Annotated in this window: 16 protein-coding genes and 1 tRNA gene; 4 read left to right on the forward strand and 13 right to left on the reverse strand. The window is 62.2% G+C overall.

The window, feature by feature from the left end; translation table 11 throughout:
• Positions 1-2: 2 nt before the first annotated feature.
• Both P353_RS01795 and P353_RS01800 read right to left on the reverse strand, forming a co-directional pair.
• Positions 3-908: an ABC transporter permease gene (locus tag P353_RS01795; protein ID WP_034365418.1), complete on the reverse strand. Its 906-nt coding sequence runs from the start codon at positions 906-908 to the stop codon at positions 3-5.
• A 5-nt stretch (positions 909-913) separates the two neighbouring features.
• Positions 914-1,876 (reverse strand): ABC transporter permease, encoded by a 963-nt coding sequence (locus tag P353_RS01800; protein ID WP_034364558.1) that lies wholly within the window; start codon positions 1,874-1,876, stop codon positions 914-916.
• A 175-nt stretch (positions 1,877-2,051) separates the two neighbouring features.
• On the opposite strand from P353_RS01800, the gene P353_RS01805 reads away from it, so the two are divergent.
• The gene (locus tag P353_RS01805; protein WP_003073919.1) at positions 2,052-2,312 is read left to right on the forward strand and encodes a YfhL family 4Fe-4S dicluster ferredoxin; all 261 of its coding nucleotides are present in this window, start codon (positions 2,052-2,054) and stop codon (positions 2,310-2,312) included.
• 80 nt (positions 2,313-2,392) lie between these two features.
• Here P353_RS01805 and pth read toward each other — a convergent pair whose 3' ends face one another.
• The 7 genes from pth to P353_RS01840 form a co-directional block, all read right to left on the reverse strand.
• Complete coding sequence (pth, locus tag P353_RS01810; RefSeq protein ID WP_034364560.1) at positions 2,393-3,031, reverse strand: aminoacyl-tRNA hydrolase; 639 nt, start codon at positions 3,029-3,031, stop codon at positions 2,393-2,395.
• Positions 3,032-3,160: 129 nt separating this feature from the next.
• Positions 3,161-3,784 carry a 50S ribosomal protein L25/general stress protein Ctc gene (locus P353_RS01815; protein ID WP_003073917.1) on the reverse strand — a complete coding sequence of 208 codons (624 nt, stop codon included), beginning with the start codon at positions 3,782-3,784 and terminating at the stop codon, positions 3,161-3,163.
• A 156-nt stretch (positions 3,785-3,940) separates the two neighbouring features.
• Entirely contained in the window at positions 3,941-4,900 is a 960-nt protein-coding gene (locus P353_RS01820) for a ribose-phosphate pyrophosphokinase (RefSeq protein WP_003066035.1), read from the reverse strand.
• A 44-nt stretch (positions 4,901-4,944) separates the two neighbouring features.
• Positions 4,945-5,021 (reverse strand) — tRNA-Gln (locus P353_RS01825).
• Positions 5,022-5,051: 30 nt separating this feature from the next.
• A complete protein-coding gene (gene ispE / locus P353_RS01830) occupies positions 5,052-5,915 on the reverse strand; it encodes a 4-(cytidine 5'-diphospho)-2-C-methyl-D-erythritol kinase (protein ID WP_034364562.1) in 864 nt (287 codons plus the stop codon).
• A 59-nt stretch (positions 5,916-5,974) separates the two neighbouring features.
• Positions 5,975-6,496, reverse strand: a complete 522-nt coding sequence (locus tag P353_RS01835; RefSeq protein ID WP_034364563.1) for a lipoprotein insertase outer membrane protein LolB — start codon at positions 6,494-6,496, stop codon at positions 5,975-5,977.
• Positions 6,493-8,280: a tetratricopeptide repeat protein gene (locus tag P353_RS01840; RefSeq protein ID WP_034364565.1), complete on the reverse strand. Its 1,788-nt coding sequence runs from the start codon at positions 8,278-8,280 to the stop codon at positions 6,493-6,495. Before P353_RS01840 ends, P353_RS01835 begins: the two co-directional genes overlap by 4 nt.
• A gap of 50 nt (positions 8,281-8,330) precedes the next feature.
• Between P353_RS01840 and mutM the strand changes: the two genes are divergently transcribed.
• From mutM to mutY, 3 genes are all read left to right on the forward strand, one after another.
• Positions 8,331-9,170, forward strand: a complete 840-nt coding sequence (gene mutM, locus P353_RS01845) for a bifunctional DNA-formamidopyrimidine glycosylase/DNA-(apurinic or apyrimidinic site) lyase (RefSeq protein ID WP_034364567.1) — start codon at positions 8,331-8,333, stop codon at positions 9,168-9,170.
• Positions 9,171-9,437: 267 nt separating this feature from the next.
• Positions 9,438-11,435, forward strand: coding sequence for a dynamin family protein (locus tag P353_RS01850; protein WP_034364569.1), 1,998 nt, complete (start codon positions 9,438-9,440; stop codon positions 11,433-11,435).
• 4 nt (positions 11,436-11,439) lie between these two features.
• Complete coding sequence (gene mutY / locus P353_RS01855; RefSeq protein WP_034364571.1) at positions 11,440-12,507, forward strand: A/G-specific adenine glycosylase; 1,068 nt, start codon at positions 11,440-11,442, stop codon at positions 12,505-12,507.
• Positions 12,508-12,569: 62 nt separating this feature from the next.
• On the opposite strand, the gene P353_RS01860 is transcribed toward mutY, so the two are convergent.
• From P353_RS01860 to P353_RS01875, 4 genes are all read right to left on the reverse strand, one after another.
• Positions 12,570-12,851, reverse strand: coding sequence for a hypothetical protein (locus P353_RS01860; protein WP_034364572.1), 282 nt, complete (start codon positions 12,849-12,851; stop codon positions 12,570-12,572).
• Positions 12,848-14,272 carry a cell envelope integrity protein CreD gene (gene creD / locus P353_RS01865; RefSeq protein WP_034364574.1) on the reverse strand — a complete coding sequence of 475 codons (1,425 nt, stop codon included), beginning with the start codon at positions 14,270-14,272 and terminating at the stop codon, positions 12,848-12,850. The genes P353_RS01860 and creD overlap by 4 nt, the downstream gene beginning before the upstream one ends.
• A gap of 108 nt (positions 14,273-14,380) precedes the next feature.
• Positions 14,381-15,835: a two-component system sensor histidine kinase CreC gene (gene creC, locus P353_RS01870; RefSeq protein ID WP_034364576.1), complete on the reverse strand. Its 1,455-nt coding sequence runs from the start codon at positions 15,833-15,835 to the stop codon at positions 14,381-14,383.
• A 5-nt stretch (positions 15,836-15,840) separates the two neighbouring features.
• Entirely contained in the window at positions 15,841-16,524 is a 684-nt protein-coding gene (locus P353_RS01875; RefSeq protein ID WP_052084633.1) for a winged helix-turn-helix domain-containing protein, read from the reverse strand.
• Between the last annotated feature and the right edge of the window lie 25 nt (positions 16,525-16,549).

The raw sequence follows: 16,549 nt of genomic DNA on the forward strand, positions 1-16,549 counted from the left end.
ATTCAACGCTCGCGTGTCAGTCGGGGGTCCAGCAGGTCGCGCAGACCGTCGCCCAGCAGGTTCAGACCCAGCACCGACAAGGCGATTGCCAGGCCGGGCCAGACGGCCAGCAGCGGCGCCTGGAACATCAGGGTCTGGGCTTCGCTGAGCATGCGCCCCCAGGATGGCTGGGGCGGCTGCGTGCCCAGCCCCAGATAGGATAGGGCGGCCTCGGCCAGAATGGCCAGCGCAAACTGGATGGTAGCCTGCACGACCAGCACGGCAGCAATATTGGGCAGCACATGCTGCAAAGTGATGGCACTGCGGCTTTTGCCGCAGGCGCGCGCGGCCAGCACGTAGTCGCGGGCCCAGATGGCATTGGCCGAGGCGCGGGTGATGCGCGCAAAGGTGGGGATGTTGAAGATGCCGATGGCAATGATGGCATTGACCATGCCGGCTCCAAACACGGCTGTGAGCATGATGGCCGAGAGCAGGGCTGGAAAGGCAAAGGTGAAGTCCGCCAGCCGCATGATGATTTCTTCCACCCAGCCACGGCGTGCGGCGGCGACCAGGCCCAGCAGCACGCCCAGCACCAGTCCTATGCCCACGGCAATCAGGCCCACGGCAATCGAGGCGCGCGCACCGACCAAAATCTGCGAGGCCGTGTCGCGCCCGAAGGCGTCGGTGCCCAGCCAATGCTGGCTGCTGCTGGCCTGCAGGGCGGCGTCCATGTCCACTTCATGGGCCGAGCCCGGCGTCCAGACAAAAGACAGCAGCGCGGCGGCAATCAGCAAGGTCGTTAGCAGGGTGCCGAGCACAAAGCTGCGGTGCTGCAGGGCGCGCCGGCCAAAGCCTTGGGGCTGTGCACGCGTGAAGGCGCGTGTCGGGTAGTTGGGCACGCTGGCGCGAGTATCGGTCTGCCTGCTCATATTGCTCATATATCGCCGGCCTTGATGCGGGGGTCGATGGCGGCATAAAGCACGTCGACGACAAAGTTCACCACCACCACCATGGCGGCCAGCAGCAGCACGCAGTTGCGCACCACGATCACATCGCGGTTGGAAATGGATTGAAAGATCAGCCGGCCCAGGCCCGGCAGATAGAACACGTTCTCCACCACGATGGTGCCTGCCAGCAGGTTGGCGAACTGCAGGCCCATGACGGTGACCACGGGAATCATGGCGTTGCGCAGCACATGACGCCAGAGCGCCGCGCCGCGTGACAGCCCCTTGGCGCGGGCCGTGCGCACAAAGTCCTCGCGCAGCACCTCCAGCACCGCAGAGCGGGTGATGCGCGCCAGGATGGCGGCCTGCACCACGGCCAGCGCAACGGCAGGCAGCAGCAGTGCCTGCAGCGCGGGCCAGAAGCCGCCGCCGGCCTCCTCGCTCCAGCCCGGAAAGCCGCCGGCCGAGAACCATTGCAGCTTGACCGAGAACAGCAGGATCAAAAGAATCGCAAACCAGAAATTGGGAATGGCAATGCCGATCTGGGCCAGACCCATGAGGCCCACATCGCCCCAGCGTTTGTGGTTGGCGGCCGCAAACACTCCCGCAGCAATGGCCAGCACGGCGGTGATGCACATGGCCATGATGGCCAGCGGCACGGTGACCGCAAGGCGTTCCCAGACCAGCTCGGCCACGGGCGAGCCATAGACGTAGCTCTCGCCCATGTCGCCGTGCAGCAGGCCGCCAATCCACTGCCAGTAGCGCGTCAGCGCGGGCTGGTCCAGGCCCAGTTGCTGAACCATGGCCGCCACGGCCTCAGGCTCGGCATCGGGGCCCATGAGCATCTGGGCTGCATCGCCGGGCAGGACTTCCAGCACGGCAAAAACCACGATGGAGGCACCGATCAATGTGGCGATCAGCGTGAGCAGGCGTTTGAGCAAGAAGATGCTCATGGCGTGGGGCGTTGTTTCATCGTGAAGTGGGCTCAGACGCGGTGTTTGCGTGCTGCGCAGCATAGCGGCAATTGTGCCGCGTCCGAGAGGGGGGTGCTTTGTCCCGGGCGCTGCCATGTCTTGGGGAGCTTGGGATAATGTGGGCCGATACCGAGAACTGCACAGGAGCTGGCACATGGCATTGATGATTACCGATGAATGCATCAACTGCGATGTGTGCGAGCCCGAGTGCCCCAACGATGCCATCTATATGGGCGAGGAGTTCTACGAAATCGATCCGCACAAGTGCACCGAGTGCGTGGGCCACTTTGACGAGCCCCAGTGCGTACAGATCTGCCCTGTGGCCTGCATACCGGTGAACCCGGAGTACATTGAAAGCCGTGAGGTGCTGTTCAAGAAATATGAGCAGCTTACGCAGGCTAAGAAAGAAAGTTAAGGCCTTTTGAGTCTGAATTCCTTGTATATCAAGCGCAAATAGCTCCTTATTCAGGAGCTATTTTTCATTCTGCCTCGGGTTCAGGCTTCGCCAGCTGCGGGCTGGGCAGCATCGGGCGCAGGCTTGCGGGGTGGCTTGGGGCGCGGTGCCTTGGTGGTGTGGATGGCGAGAGTGGCCTTGTCCATCTGGCCGGCCACCATATCGGGCCAGGCCTTGAGCGAATGTGCGATGGCGTCTTCGATCAGCTTGAGCTGGTCGGGGGCCGGCTTTTTGAGCACCCAGCTGGCGACCTCGCCCTTGTGGCCGGGGTGGCCGATGCCCACGCGCAGACGCCAGTAATTGGGCGAACCCAGCTGGGCATGGATGTCGCGCAAGCCGTTGTGGCCGCCATGGCTGCCGCCGAGCTTGAGCTTGACCACGCCGGGCTCGAAGTCCAGCTCGTCATGCACGACCAGGATTTCCTCGGGCTGGATCTTGAAGAAGCGCGCCAGTGCGCCGACCGACTTGCCCGAGAGATTCATGAAGGTCTGCGGCTCCAGCAGCCAGATGCTCTGGCCGTGGATGCTGGTGCGTGCCATCAATCCCCAGTAGCTGCGTTCTGGAACCAGACTGACCTTGAGTCCACGCGCCAGCGCATCAATCCACCAGAAGCCGGCATTGTGCCGGGTGTCTTCATATTCAGGGCCAGGATTGCCGAGGCCGACAAACAGTTTGATCATTGCTCGATTATCTTCTTGCCAGCAAGGCTGGGCGGACAGGGGCTGTTGTGCATGGGCCAAAGAAAAAGCCCACCGAGGTGGGCCTTTTCTTGGAGTACAGCGGCAGCCGCCGTACCGAAGTCACAAGAATTACTTCTTGCCCTTCTTGGCGGGAGCAGCTGCGGGAGCAGGTGCAGCGCCTTCGGCAGGAGCCACTTCGGGCAGCTTGATCGAGATCAGCGAAGGGTTCTTGTTGGCGCCACGCACCACAGCCTTCACGCCGTTGGGCAGCTTCAGAGCTTGCAGGCCCAGCACGGACTTGGAAGTCAGAGCGCTCAGGTCCACCTTGATGAACTCGGGCAGGTTTGCGGGTTCGCAGATCACTTGCAGCTCGTGCATCAGAGGAGTCACGGTGCAGTTCTCGCCCTTCACGGCGGGGGATTCAGCAGCGCCTTCGAAGTGCAGGGGCACGTTCATGTGCAGCTTGGTGTTGCCGTCCACGCGTTGGAAGTCGATGTGTTGCACCAGCTTCTTGTAGGGGTGGAACTGCACGTCGCGCAGCACGACCTTGGTCACTTGACCGTTGATGTCCATGTCCAGGATGCTGGAGTGGAAAGCTTCCTTGTGCACAGCGTGCCACAGGGCGTTGTGATCGATTTCGATCAGTTGGGCTTCACCAGCACCGTAGACGATACCGGGGGTCTTGCCCGACAGACGCAGACGGCGGCTCGCACCCGTACCTTGCTTGGCGCGCTCAGTAGCGACGAATTGCATAACTAACTCCTAGATGGGCGGACCGCGACCAGTCTCGCCCGATTGATAAAAGAATCTGCACCTTGCAGCAAGGCCGTGGATTCTTGCGGTGGCCTCGAAACGCTCAAACCTCCCGAAGGAGGTTTGCTTGGGCTCAAGGCCGAAAAACCAGAGATTTTAAGCGGTAAACAGACTGCTCACCGAATCACCTGTGGAAATGCGGTGAATTGTCTCGGCAAACAGGCCGGCCACAGACAGCTGGCGAATCTTGCCGCACTGCTGGGCTGCGGGGCTCAGAGGAATGGTGTTGGTCACAACCACTTCGTCCAGAGCGCTGCCGTTGCCGATGCGCTCCAGGGCCGGGCCCGAGAAGATGGGGTGCGAGCAGTAGGCGTACACGTTCTTGGCGCCGCGCTGCTTGAGCACTTCGGCGGCCTTCACCAGCGTGCCGGCGGTGTCGATCATGTCGTCCATGATCACGCAGTTGCGGCCGTCGATATCGCCGATCACGTGCATGACTTCGGACACGTTCGCCTTGGGGCGACGCTTGTCGATGATGGCCAGATCGCAACCCAGCTCCTTGGCCAGGGCGCGAGCACGCACCACACCGCCAACGTCGGGGGAGACGACGATCAGGTCTTCGTAGTTCTTCTGACGCAGATCACCCAGCAGCACAGGGGTGGCGTAGATGTTGTCCACGGGGATGTCGAAGAAGCCCTGGATCTGGTCGGCGTGCAGGTCCATGGTCAGCACGCGCTCGACACCTACGGCCTGCAGCATGTTGGCCACCACCTTGGCGGTGATGGGCACGCGGCTGGAGCGGGGGCGGCGATCCTGACGGGCATAGCCGAAGTAGGGGATCACGGCGCAGATGCGCTCGGCCGATGCGCGCTTGAGGGCATCGACCATGACCAGCAACTCCATCAGGTTGTCGTTGGTCGGAGCGCAGGTGGACTGAACCACGAAAACGTCGCGGGCGCGAACGTTCTGCTTGATCTCGACCGCGACTTCTCCATCGGAGAAACGGCCAACGTCAGCAGCACCAAGAGAGGTGCCGAGGTGCTTAACAATCTCTTCGGCCATGCCAGCATTGGCATTGCCTGTGAAGACCATGAAATCAGAGTGATGTGAATGCATTGTGCGTCCCAGTGCTGTGGGTTGCTATGACGCAAGAAGATGTTTGGCAGGGGAAGAAGGATTCGAACCTTCGCATGCCGGAATCAAAATCCGGTGCCTTAACCAACTTGGCGACTCCCCTACACAGGCCTTTTGTCGAAGACAAACAGCCTTATAACTTGTTCTCTGGAATCCAGCTATTAAGTGGGTGTTTTTCCAGATTTCTGCAAACCTTGATCTGCCATGTGCCAGGAGCACAGCTCAAATCAAAGCTTTGCGCTATCGGTGCAAATACGGCACTTCCAGAGCCCGTCATTGTAGCATGCAATTTGAGTGATTCAAGCCAGCTTCTGACTTTCATCACCTCGGGCTGCAAGCCTTCAGCGACCGGCTGCAGGTCGTTTCGGCCAAAGCCGAAGTGATTTGCAGCGAAGTCCGCAACTATAGCAGGCTTTGTGTCGCGTTTCAGGAACTCGCTGGAAAAAATCTTGCCAGTTTCCAGGCCCTGTTCGGGCTTGACCACCAGGAACTGCTGCTCAGGCAAGGCATTGCGGCCTGTCAGCGGGGTGATGATTTCACCGATGCCGCTGACCCAGGCCGAGTGACCGCAGAGGAAAAAGGGGACATCGGCGCCGAGCTTCAAGCCTATGCTTTGCAGCTCCTGGCGCGAGAGGTTCAGATTCCAGAGGCGGTTCAGCGCCATCAGCGTGCTGGCCGCATCGGATGAGCCGCCCCCCATGCCGGCTTGGGCGGGCAGGTGCTTTTCAATCCCTATGCGCACGCCTTGCGTGCAGCCTGTGGCTTGCTGCAGGGCGCGGGCCGCGCGTGTGATCAGATCGTCGGCAGGAAGGGCAACGCCGTTGAGGTCTTCACGGCTGATCTGGCTGCTGACCGTACGCTCGAAATGCAGCACATCATGCCAGTCGATGAGCATGAAGACGGATTCCAGCAGGTGATAGCCGTCAGGCCTGCGGCCGGTAATATGCAAAAAAAGATTGAGCTTGGCCGGGGCCGGCACGTCATAAAGCGAGTGCATGGCGTGTATGTGTCAGTAAGAGAAAAACGGTGCAACGATAGCACCGGGTTGCCTGCCAATCAGCGAGCGTCCTGATCGAGCACGATACGCAAGGAGGCCTCGGGTGGCGGGCTGATGCGGTCGGCACGCAGGCGGCCATCGCTGATGCGCGAAAGATCTGTCTGCCAGCCGGTCACAGCCGTGTTCTTGCCTTGCAGCCAGTCGAACAGTGCGGCGACGGGAATATCGCTGCCTGTCATGCGGGTGATGAGCTCAGGCAGGGAGTCTGACTGGGTGATCTGATCGCCTTGCTGCAAGGTGGCTCCGCCACGCGTCCATTGCAGGCGGGCCATGATGGATCCCAGCGGGTTGAAGACCAGCAAAGTGCCGCTCTCGGGCTGACCTTGCAGCTCAAAACCGGCGCTGAAGGATTGCTGCTGGGCATCCTGGACCTGTAGCGCCATGCGGCCGGACCAGTGGTGGCTGGCCGCCACATCGAGCTGCAGCTGCCGCGCAGGTTGGGCGCAGCCGCCGAGCATGGCCGCTGCCAGAGCCAGCCCGAGGGCAGGAAGAATTTTCAAGAAAGTCGGCCTGCGCTTCATGGCGTCACTTTGAGGCGTTTGAGTGTTTCCAGCAGAGTGTCATTGCTGCTGTCTGCCTTCATGCCTTGACGCCAGATGAGCTGGGCGCGGTCTCGCTTGCCTTGGGCCCAGAGAACCTCCCCCAGGTGGGCGGCAATTTCTGCATCCTGACGCGTGGCATAGGCCTGCTCCAGAAGTGTTTCGGCTTCGTCCAGATTGCCGCGGCGGAAATGCACCCAGGCCAGGCTGTCGGTGATGAACGGATCACCGGGCTGCATGTCAAGAGCGGTCTGGATCAAGGTCTGCGCTTCTTCCAGCTTGATGCCGCGATCCGCGTAGGAGTATCCCAGTGCGTTGTACGCATGCTTGAAATCGGGTTTGCGCTTGATGATGTCGCGCAGCAGGCGCTCCATCTCGCTGAAATTTCCGGCTCTTTCCGCGAGCAAGGCTGTGTCGTAGGCCAGCTCCACATCCTCGGGTGCCTGGCTCAGCAGCTGGGCTTGCAGCGCATAGGCTTCCTTGTTCAGGCCGGCGTCGCGCAGTAGCTGCACCTCGGCAATCTGCTTGAGGCGCTTCTGGTTGGGGCCGTTTGCCGGAATGGCCTGGATAAGGGCGCGAGCTTCCTTCACCTTGCCCTGGCGAGCCAGCAGATCGGCGCGCCGGGCCTGCACGCTGAGCAGGTTGGCGGCATCGGGAATGCGCTGCAGATAAATGTCGGCCTCGTCGTAGCGCTGGCGCTTCTCGGCCAGATCGGCCCTGAGCAGATAGAGCTGGGATTCGCCAGCAGCGCGACCCACACCTTCAGGCAGCTTGGGCAGCAGGGAGCTGAACTGTGTCAGGGAAACGTCGGCAGCATCCAGCTCGCCATCCTGCAATTGCAAATTGGCGAGCATGACCCAGGCTTCCGGAAATTCGGGTGCCTCGCGCGTTATGAGCTGCATCTGGGTCTTGGCATCGGCATTGCGCTTTTGTCCCAGCAGCACGCGGGCATAGGTCAGGCGCAGTTGGGGCGAATGATTCTTTTCAAGATAGCGCTTGACCAGCGGCTCCACTTCGGCGGAACCCGATTCCAGCAGCTCCATGGCCAGCAAGGCGACGGCACCCGATTCAGGACCCAGCTTGGCGCCGTTTTGCAGCGCCTGCAGGGCCGCAGGCTTCTGGCCGGCGATCAGGCGCATATGGCCTATGGCGGCCCAGGCCATGGGGCCGTTCTTCGGGTCCTTTAAATCGATTTCCAGCGCTTGCTCGACCACATCGGCGGCCAGGGGCTTGTCCGATGCATTGTTGTAGAGCTGGGTGATGGCCAGAAAAGTGGCGCTGCGATTGGCTTGAGGGGTCAGCTCGACCTCTCGGCGCAGATAGCTGGCCGAGTCTGCAATGCGGTTCATCACCACCAGAATGCGCAGCACTGCGCGGTTGGCATCGCGTGATTCGGGGTAGGCCTCCAGCCAGGCGCGGGCATTGCGCAGTGCGCGGTCGCCCGAGCGGGACTGAATGGCAAGTTCGGTGGCGCGGCGATAGAGCTTTTCGTTATTGCTGCTGCGCGCAGCCTCCATCATCAGGGCCTGGGCGTCCGTCAGAGCGCCTTCCTGAGCGGCCATCTCTCCCACCAGGATTTCGTAGAACAGCTCGGCGGAGAGGGCAGCCTGCTCATTCTCACGCTCTGCGGCCTGTTCGAGATCGGTGCTTTGCTCGATCTTGTCCTGCGGGGATGGCGGGTCAGCGGTCTGGGCGGAGGCGATTGCCGATCCCATGGCCAGAACGGCGGCCACGGCGAGTCCCTGAAAACGTAGAGGATGAACCATCGGCCCATAATAATCCAAGCTTGTTGAACACTTGGCGAAGATGAGATTGCATGCCTGAGTTGCCCGAAGTCGAGGTTACGCGCCGCTCTTTTGCTGACCGCATTGCGGGTGCGCAGATTGAAGCCGCCACCTTGGGAAAGCCCCTGCGCTGGCCTCTGGGCCTGCTGCCGCAGGCACTGGTCGGCAAAGTGGTGCTGGGGGTGCGCAGACGCGGCAAGTATCTGCTGCTGGACCTGAGCGAAGGTCTGCTGCTTGTGCACCTGGGCATGTCGGGCAGCCTGCGCTTTGCGGGCCGCGACGAGGAGCCGCTGGGCGCTGGCGGAGCGCATGATCACTTCGACCTGCAGACATCGCGCGGCTTGCTGCGCCTGCATGATCCGCGCCGCTTCGGTGCCGTGATCTATGTTCCGGATGAGGGCGATGCCCTGGCGCGCAAGCTGCTTGACCATCTGGGCATGGAGCCGCTGAGCGACGGATTCACGCTGGATGCCTTTCAGGCCGGGCTGGCTGCCAGCCGCTCGCCCATCAAGCAACTGCTGCTCAGCGGCAGCGTGGTGGTCGGTGTCGGCAATATCTATGCTTCCGAGGTGTTGTTTCTGTCGCGGATTCACCCGGCAACACCGGCGCGCGATGTGGGCAGGCGAAAGGTCAAAGTGTTGTATGAGGCCATTCGCACCGTGCTGGCCTTGGCGGTGGAGAAAGGCGGCACGACCTTGCGCGACTTTTCCGCGGCCAACGGCATGGAAGGGCACTTTCAGTTGGAGGCCCAGGTCTATGGCCGCGATGGCCTGCCTTGCTCGCATTGCGGCGCCGCCATCCAGATCATGCGCCAGGGGCAGCGCAGCACCTATTACTGCGCCCGCTGCCAGAAGGCCGCGAAAACTCTCTGAATTTGATAGCTAATACCGCAGTTCGAGTATGCGTTCAGGCATGTTTTGACGTCACAATTTCATTTTGATGCTTGATATGTCTCAGGGGCGTTGCCAATGCCCAGGCAGTGGCGCTGTTTTGCGTCGTTGCGCGCAGATACTTTGCGGCTAGAGATATCAGGCCAGCCTCTGGAAGAGCCGTAGATGCTGTCAAGGGGCAATGCTATATATTGATCAGGCTGTCAGCCATGGCTGACACGGCGACTCAGACAAACAAGAGGGGTAGATGTGTCAGCTTCATTCAACGAGCAGTTTGGTCAGTATGGCGCATGGCGACGGGGCTTTGCCACCCAACTGCAGGAGCTGCGTGAATGGTTGATGGCCCAGGATCTGCTGGACGCCTCGGTGCAGGAGCGTTTGCAGAGACTGGAGGAGCAGATGCGCTCGGACAAGGTCATGGTGGCCTTCGTGGCCGAGTTCTCGCGCGGCAAATCCGAACTCATCAATGCTGTCTTCTTTGCCCATTACGGCCGCCGGCTGATGCCGGCCAGTGCAGGCCGCACCACCATGTGTCCGGCGGAGCTGGGCTGGGAGCCGGAGCTGCCGCCCAGCCTGCGTCTGCTGCCCATCGATACCAGGGAGTCGCTGGAGAGCCTCGGCCAGTGGCGCATGCGCCCCGACGCCTGGATGCAGCAGCCGCTGGATATCGCCGATGCGCAGCAGATTGCGGACACCCTGGCCAAGGTGGCGGAGGTGCGCAAGGTCTCCATCGATCAGGCCAGGGCCTGGGGCTTTTGGCATGACGACGAGGCTGCCGACAACCCCATGGTCGATGCCAACGGCTGGGTCGAAGTGCCAATGTGGCGCCATGCCTTGATCAATATGCCCCATCCTCTGCTCAAACAGGGGCTGGTGATTCTCGACACGCCTGGTCTGAATGCAGTGGGGGCCGAGCCGGAGCTGACCGTCAATCTGATACCCCAGGCGCATGCCGTGGTCTTTGTGCTGGGCGCCGATACCGGCGTGACCAAGTCCGACCTTGCCATCTGGCGCGACCATGTGCTGCCGGCAGGAGCCGGCAAGGCGGGGGACGATGAAGCCCTGGCTGCGTCGCGTCTGGTGGTACTCAACAAGGTGGATACGCTGTGGGACAGTCTGAGTTCTGGCGCGCAGGTGCAGGCCCAGTTGCGCCGTCAGCAGCAGGACTCGGCCCAGTTGCTGGGGGTGGCGCTGGAGCGCGTGCTGCCCATCTCCGCCCAGAAGGGGCTGGTCGCCAAGGTGGGGCGTAACGACAGCCTGCTTCAGGCCAGCGGCCTGCCCGCTTTTGAAGACCTTCTGGCCAACGGCATCATGGGGCAGCGCCAGAAAGTGCTGCAGGCCGCTGTGCGCACTCATGTGCAACAACTGCGCTTGCAGGTGGAGCGCGTCATCAATATGCGCCGCGGCGATCTCGACGATCAACTGGCCGAGCTCTGCGGCCTGCGCGGAAAGAATGCCACGGTGATTGCCGGCATGCGTGCCCGCATCGAGGCCGAGCACAAGGAATTCGACCTGAGTGCCGGCCGCATCCAGGCCATGCGCCACATCCATATGCGCATGCTCAAGGAGCTGTTCCTGCTTCTGAGCTCGAGCACTTTGAAGGCCGAATTGGCCGAGCTGAAAGAAGCGCTGGATCAGCGCGGGCTCAAACTTGGCTTGCGCAAGGTCTATGAGCAGACCTTCGGGCGTCTGCATGCCGTGGCTGCAAAGGCGCAGGATCAGGCCGATGAGATCCAGGCAATGATGAGTTCCTCGTTCAAGGAACTCAATGCGGAGTTCGGCTTCTCCCTGCAGATGCCGCCGCAGTTGGTGCTGTCCGAGCTCAAGGACGACTTGCGCAGCATCGAGGGTAGTTACACCCAGTATCTGGGGCTTGGCAGTGTCATCAGGCTCGGCAGTGCCGACTTTTCGCAGCGCCTGATCAAGGCGTTGGCGCTGCGCTTGCGAACGGTGTTTGAAGCGGCATCGAACGACGTGGATATGTGGAGCAAATCACTGACTGCGCCGGTCGATGCACAATTGCGCGAACGTAAACGCAGTTACACGCGCCGCCTGGAGGCCGTGGACCGGATCAGCGGTGCAGCCTCTGAGCTGGAGGAGCGCATTGCCGACATGGAAAATGCGCAAGCCCGCATGGGAGTGCTGCAGACGCAGCTGATCAGTGCATCGGCGCAGCTGCTGGATCCGATTGCGGCTGAGCGGCCGCAGGCCGCGTCCATGCCGTTGGACATCAACCTGGTAGCTTGAAATCTTGACTCTCCCTTCGATTGCCGCAGCTGTCGTGCAGTGGCAGGCCAGCCATGGCCGCAACCATCTGCCCTGGCAGCAAACCCGTGACCCTTACCGCGTCTGGCTGTCTGAAATCATGCTGCAGCAGACCCAGGTCACTACCGTGCTGGGCTACTACCAGCGCTTCCTGGACGCTTTTCCGGATGTGGCCAGCCTGGCTGCTGCTCCGCAGGATGCCGTGCTGGCGCTGTGGAGCGGCCTGGGCTACTACAGCCGCGCGCGCAATCTGCATAAATGCGCGCAGACCGTGATGGAGCAATGGGGCGGGGCTTTTCCGCAAACGGCCGAAGAACTGGCGACCTTGCCAGGCATTGGTCGTTCCACGGCCGGTGCCATTTCATCGTTCTGCTTTTCCGAGCGGGTGCCGATTCTGGATGCCAATGTGCGACGTGTTCTCACACGGGTGCTGGCGTTCGATGCGGATCTGGCGCAGTCCAGAAATGAAAAGCAGCTCTGGGAGCGCGCCCAGCAACTGTGCCCCACAGAGAATCTGCACGAAGCCATGCCGCGCTACACCCAGGGCATGATGGATCTGGGTGCCAGCGTCTGCACATCGCGCAAGCCCACTTGCCTGGTGTGCCCCTTGCACTCCGAATGCCGGGCGGCCCGCGCCGGCAACCCGGAGAACTATCCCGTGCGCACGCGCAAGATCAAGCGCAGCTCCGAGTCCTGGTGGCTGCTGCTGGCGGTGGATGCACAGCGCCGCGTATGGCTGCAAAAGCGTCCGCAAGCCGGTATCTGGGCCGGGCTTTACAGCCCGCCGGTCTTTGAAGACTATGCGGCACTGCAAAGCCATGCGCAGGCCGCATGGCCTCAGGACGGGACCCGGGGCTGGCAGGATCTTCCAGGCTTTCTGCATGTGCTGACCCACAAGGATCTGCACCTGCATCCGGTTTTGGTGCCCGTCGATCAGGCGCATGCAGCCCTGGTGTCAGAGGGCGCTGAATCGTGCTGGGCGGATGCCGCGGCCTGGGCCGAGCTGGGTCTGCCGGCCCCGATCCGCAAGCTGCTCGATGCCGAGCTGGCCTGAACGCCTGCCGCATGAATGAAAAAGGTGACGGCTGGCGTCACCTTTTTTCATGGCTGCAGATTTCAGAAGCGCAATCTGGGCATCAGCATGGAGCAGCGAAGCCCCATCAAGGCCAGCCACAGGGCCTTGGTCTGCGGGTTGCTGCGCTGCGCCTGCAATTGCCGGCCGGCGGCCACCACACGCTGGCGCAGGACTTGCTGCGCCCTGCGGTCGCCTTGACTTTGTGCGCTCAGCCAGAGTTGCTGGTACTGCTGCACGCTGAGCTGGCAAGGCTCGCCGAGCAGATGGCGCGACGAAGTGTTCAGCAAGGCCTGAGCCTGCGGGGTGTGCCGTGACTGGCTCATGCGGCCTCCTCTTGTTTCGAAGACTTGCTCGGCGCTTCGCTCTCGCTGCGTCCAAAGGCGTACCAGTCCACATGGCGGGTGCAGATCATGACCAGGGCCAGCACGCCGAACAGGGCGATGGAGCCGACGACCAGAGCGGTCTGCTCCAGCTGCAGCAGCACATACAGCAGGCCGTACAGTGCCGAGATGGCAATCGCGAACGGCAGGCCGCGTCTGATGCTGCCAAGAATGTGGCTGGCATAGAAGGCCAGCAGAGCCACGCAGGAGCTGGCCGCAATCGCATAGGCCGTGGCAAAGCCCAGGTGTTCGGACAGGCTGATGAGCAGCAGGAAGAAGCTGCACAAGGCCGAGCCGACCAGCAGGTACTGCACGGGGTGAACGCGCAGCTTTTTCATGACTTCGAACAGACCGACCGCGACAAAGGTCAGGATCACAAAAAGAATGCCGTACTTGGTGGCGCGCTCGCTCAGCGAGTAGACATTGACGGGGTTGACGAACTCCGTGTCCATGGTCTCGAGGCAGGGGCCGCTGTCGTCATGGCTGCGGGCAGCAGAGGCGGCATAGGTATCCGAGCTGCCCCAGTAGCCAGGGCTGCAAAGACGTTGCTGGCGGGTGAAGGCCGTGCTGGCAGAGGTGGCCAGCGAGGACAGCTCCCAGCTGGCGGTGAAGCTGCTGTCCGTCACCTCGCGTCGGCTGGGTAGAAAGCTGCCGCCAAACGAGGGGTGGGGCCAGTCGGCAGTCAGCGTGACCTTGCTTTCCGTGGCGATGGGGCTGAAGGCGAGCTGCTCCGTGCCCAGCAACTGCAGCTTGAGGTCCAGGTTCAGGGCTTCGCCTTTTTTCAGCAGGCCGGCATCAATCTCTGCCTGAATGCCTTTGCCATAGCGCTCCAGCGGCGTGCCGGACTCGACCGCCAGATCCTGCCCGTTGGCCTGCAGCGTCGCACTGCGAATGCCGCGCGGGTCGCTGAGCGCAAATGCCACAAGGACCTTCTTGCAGCGCACCACGGCGTTGGGCTCGCTGGGCTTGGGCAGCTCCGCATACTGCGCGGCATTGGCAAAGCCGGCCGATATCTGGTCGTGCAGCACATAGGTGTTGATGTGGTGCAGGCCGCGTGAGCGCTCTTCCATCTTGGCATTGGCGTCGTGGTTGAGCGTGTCGGGCAGCAGCATGCGCTGGAATTCCCGGGTGCTGTATTCGATTTTCTTGCCGTTGGTCGTGCTGGTGGTCTCCGTGCAGTTCTGCACCAGGGCAGGACCAATCAGCGTCTGCGTGCCGGCCAGGCTGGAGACCACGCTTTGCACGGCGTAGTCGCGGTTGCGGATGCGGTCTTTCACCACATCCTGAATCATGGACAGGCCGGCCATGAGCAAGGCCAGAACGATCAGCAGTGAGACTGTCTTGAACAGCAGTCGGTTTTTCATGCGTGCTCCTGAATGAGGGGGTTTCAGGACGCAGTGTCGGCAGCGCCTGTGTGGGCGCAATGAAGTCTGTGAAGCGGGTGTGAAGTCCTGCTTGAAAGCCTTGGTCGCTCAGCTTTGGGGAGCGAAATCCAGTGTCACGGCAAGGCCGGGGTGGAGATTTCGGACCTGCATGCTGCCGCCATGAAGATGCATGATGCGGGTGACGATGGACAGGCCCAGGCCGGTGCCGCTGCGCTCTCCGTTGGGTCTGGGAGTGGTGAAGAAGCGCTCGCCCAGACGGGCCAGCAGGGGCTCGGCAACACCCGGGCCTTGATCACTGACGGTGATGCGGTGCGGGGCCATCTCAAGCTCGATCACACTGTGCCCGGCAGAGAAATCCAGTGCGTTCTGCAGCAGATTGCTGATGGCCAGAGTGACCAGGCCGGCCTCCCAGGGGCCGCTGCTGTCCACACCGCTCAGGCGTATGGAGATGCGGCGTTGCTCGGCATGGCTTTGAAGAGAGTCCACGGCCTGGCGCGCACATTCCATCAGGCTGCAGCCATGGCTGGTGTCCAGTTGCTGGCGCTGCTCCAGACGGCTGAGCTGCAGCAGCTGGTCGATCAGGTTCTGCAGGCGCAGGCTCTGCTCAATCACCTGTCTGGCGAACATGGCCCGGTCCTGGGGCGGCAGCTCTTCCTGCAGCAACTCGCCCGCGCCGCGTATGGCGGCCACTGGGCTTTTGAGTTCGTGGGTCAGGGCGCGTACATAGCCCTCGATATAGTCGCGCCCTTCCAGGCGCTTGCGCATATTGTCCATGGCCTGGGCCAGCTCGCCCAGCTCGCCGGGCATGTCGGGTATGGCCGCAGGGGCAGAGGCCTGTGCGGGGTGGGCAGACTCGTTGAGCGTGGGGGCCTGCACCTGCTGTGCATAGTTGCGCAGCCGGCGCACGTGAAGCACGAACCACCAGGTCACCGCACAGCCCACGGCGGCGGACAGCAGCACAAACAGCAGGCCGCCGCGCAGAATTTTCTGCTCCGCGCCGTCGACGATTTTCTGTACCGAGCTGGAGGGCTTGGAGGCGGTCAGCACCCCGGCAATCCTGCCGTCCACCATGATGGGCGCGGAGACATACATGACGCTGCTGGATTCGTCCTCCTTGACGGCTCGCGTGGTGCGTGCGCCATACTCACCTCGCAGCGTCAGATAGACATCGCGCCAGCGCGAGTAGTCTGCGCCCTGGTCCCTGCCCTGGGAGTCGAACAGCACCATGCCTCGGTCGTTGGTGACGGTGATGCGCAGATCCAGCGTGGTCTTGCGTGTGTCCCAGATCCAGGCCTGTATCGGCTTTTGTGTGTAGCCCTGAAGCTGAGCGGCAAACGTGCTGTCCGCTCCGGCTTGCAGCCGGCCGTTTTCCATGTCGGCACTGGCCAGCGTGGCCAGCGCATAGGCGGTCTCCACCAGCGTGTCCTCGGTCACCTTGCGCACGCTGGGCTTGATCTCCACCATGAAGACGCGCAGCACGAAAAAGGCGGCCAGACCGTTGATCAGGAAGAAGGCAAAGAAGAGACGCAGGCCCAGGCGCATACTGGCTATGCGGGCTGGCTCAGGCTATAGCCCAGACCGCGGTGGGTGACGATGAGCTCCTGATCGGGCAAACGCTCGCGCAGTTTGGCGCGCAGGGTCTTGATGTGGGTGTCCACCGTGCGGTCCGTGCTCTCGCTGTCCAGCCCCCAGATCTGCTCCAGCAAGACGTCGCGGCTCAGGATACGGCCTGCAGCGTTGACCAGGCTCTGCAGCAGCTGATATTCGCGTCGTGTCAGATCCAGCGCTTTGCTGTGGATCAGAGCTCGTTGCCCTTGCTCATCTATTTGCAGTGCCTTCGCAATCTGGGCGGGCGCTGCAGGCTGAAACTGCCTGCAGCGGCGCAGCAGGGCTCGGGTGCGCGCCAGCAGCTCGCGCGGGCTGAAGGGCTTGGTCAGATAGTCGTCCGCGCCCAGCTCCAGGCCCAGCACCTTGTCCATCTCCTCGCCTCTGGCACTGAGCACCAGTACCGGAACAATGGAGCCGGCAGAGCGCAGCTCGCGGCACCAGTCCAGGCCGTTGCCGTCGGGCAGGCCCACGTCCATGAGCAGTACATCAAACGCTGTCCTGCTCCATTGCTGACGCGCATCCGCGATCAGCAGGCTGTGGGTGACGGCTATGCCCTCGCGCTCCAAAGCGTAGCAAATCGTGCGTGCAATGGCCGGGTCGTCTTCGAGCAGCAGCACATGCATGGCTGACGTCTGAGGGCTGAGCATG

The organism is Comamonas testosteroni, from assembly GCF_000761245.1.
GTDB classification, from domain to species: Bacteria; Pseudomonadota; Gammaproteobacteria; order Burkholderiales; family Burkholderiaceae_C; genus Comamonas; species Comamonas testosteroni_C.

Excerpts from the sequence above, each read along its gene's own strand:
- mutM (WP_034364567.1), top strand. The coding sequence starts at position 8,331 with ATGCCTGAGTTGCCCGAAGTCGAGGTTACGCGCCGCTCTTTTGCTGAC.
- P353_RS01815 (WP_003073917.1), bottom strand. The coding sequence starts at position 3,784 with ATGCAATTCGTCGCTACTGAGCGCGCCAAGCAAGGTACGGGTGCGAGC.
- P353_RS01800 (WP_034364558.1), bottom strand. The coding sequence starts at position 1,876 with ATGAGCATCTTCTTGCTCAAACGCCTGCTCACGCTGATCGCCACATTG.
- creC (WP_034364576.1), bottom strand. The coding sequence starts at position 15,835 with ATGCGCCTGGGCCTGCGTCTCTTCTTTGCCTTCTTCCTGATCAACGGT.
- ispE (WP_034364562.1), bottom strand. The coding sequence starts at position 5,915 with ATGCACTCGCTTTATGACGTGCCGGCCCCGGCCAAGCTCAATCTTTTT.
- P353_RS01860 (WP_034364572.1), bottom strand. The coding sequence starts at position 12,851 with ATGAGCCAGTCACGGCACACCCCGCAGGCTCAGGCCTTGCTGAACACT.
- pth (WP_034364560.1), bottom strand. The coding sequence starts at position 3,031 with ATGATCAAACTGTTTGTCGGCCTCGGCAATCCTGGCCCTGAATATGAA.
- P353_RS01820 (WP_003066035.1), bottom strand. The coding sequence starts at position 4,900 with ATGCATTCACATCACTCTGATTTCATGGTCTTCACAGGCAATGCCAAT.
- P353_RS01875 (WP_052084633.1), bottom strand. The coding sequence starts at position 16,524 with ATGCATGTGCTGCTGCTCGAAGACGACCCGGCCATTGCACGCACGATT.
- P353_RS01805 (WP_003073919.1), top strand. The coding sequence starts at position 2,052 with ATGGCATTGATGATTACCGATGAATGCATCAACTGCGATGTGTGCGAG.
- P353_RS01795 (WP_034365418.1), bottom strand. The coding sequence starts at position 908 with ATGAGCAGGCAGACCGATACTCGCGCCAGCGTGCCCAACTACCCGACA.
- creD (WP_034364574.1), bottom strand. The coding sequence starts at position 14,272 with ATGAAAAACCGACTGCTGTTCAAGACAGTCTCACTGCTGATCGTTCTG.
- P353_RS01835 (WP_034364563.1), bottom strand. The coding sequence starts at position 6,496 with ATGAAGCGCAGGCCGACTTTCTTGAAAATTCTTCCTGCCCTCGGGCTG.
- P353_RS01840 (WP_034364565.1), bottom strand. The coding sequence starts at position 8,280 with ATGGTTCATCCTCTACGTTTTCAGGGACTCGCCGTGGCCGCCGTTCTG.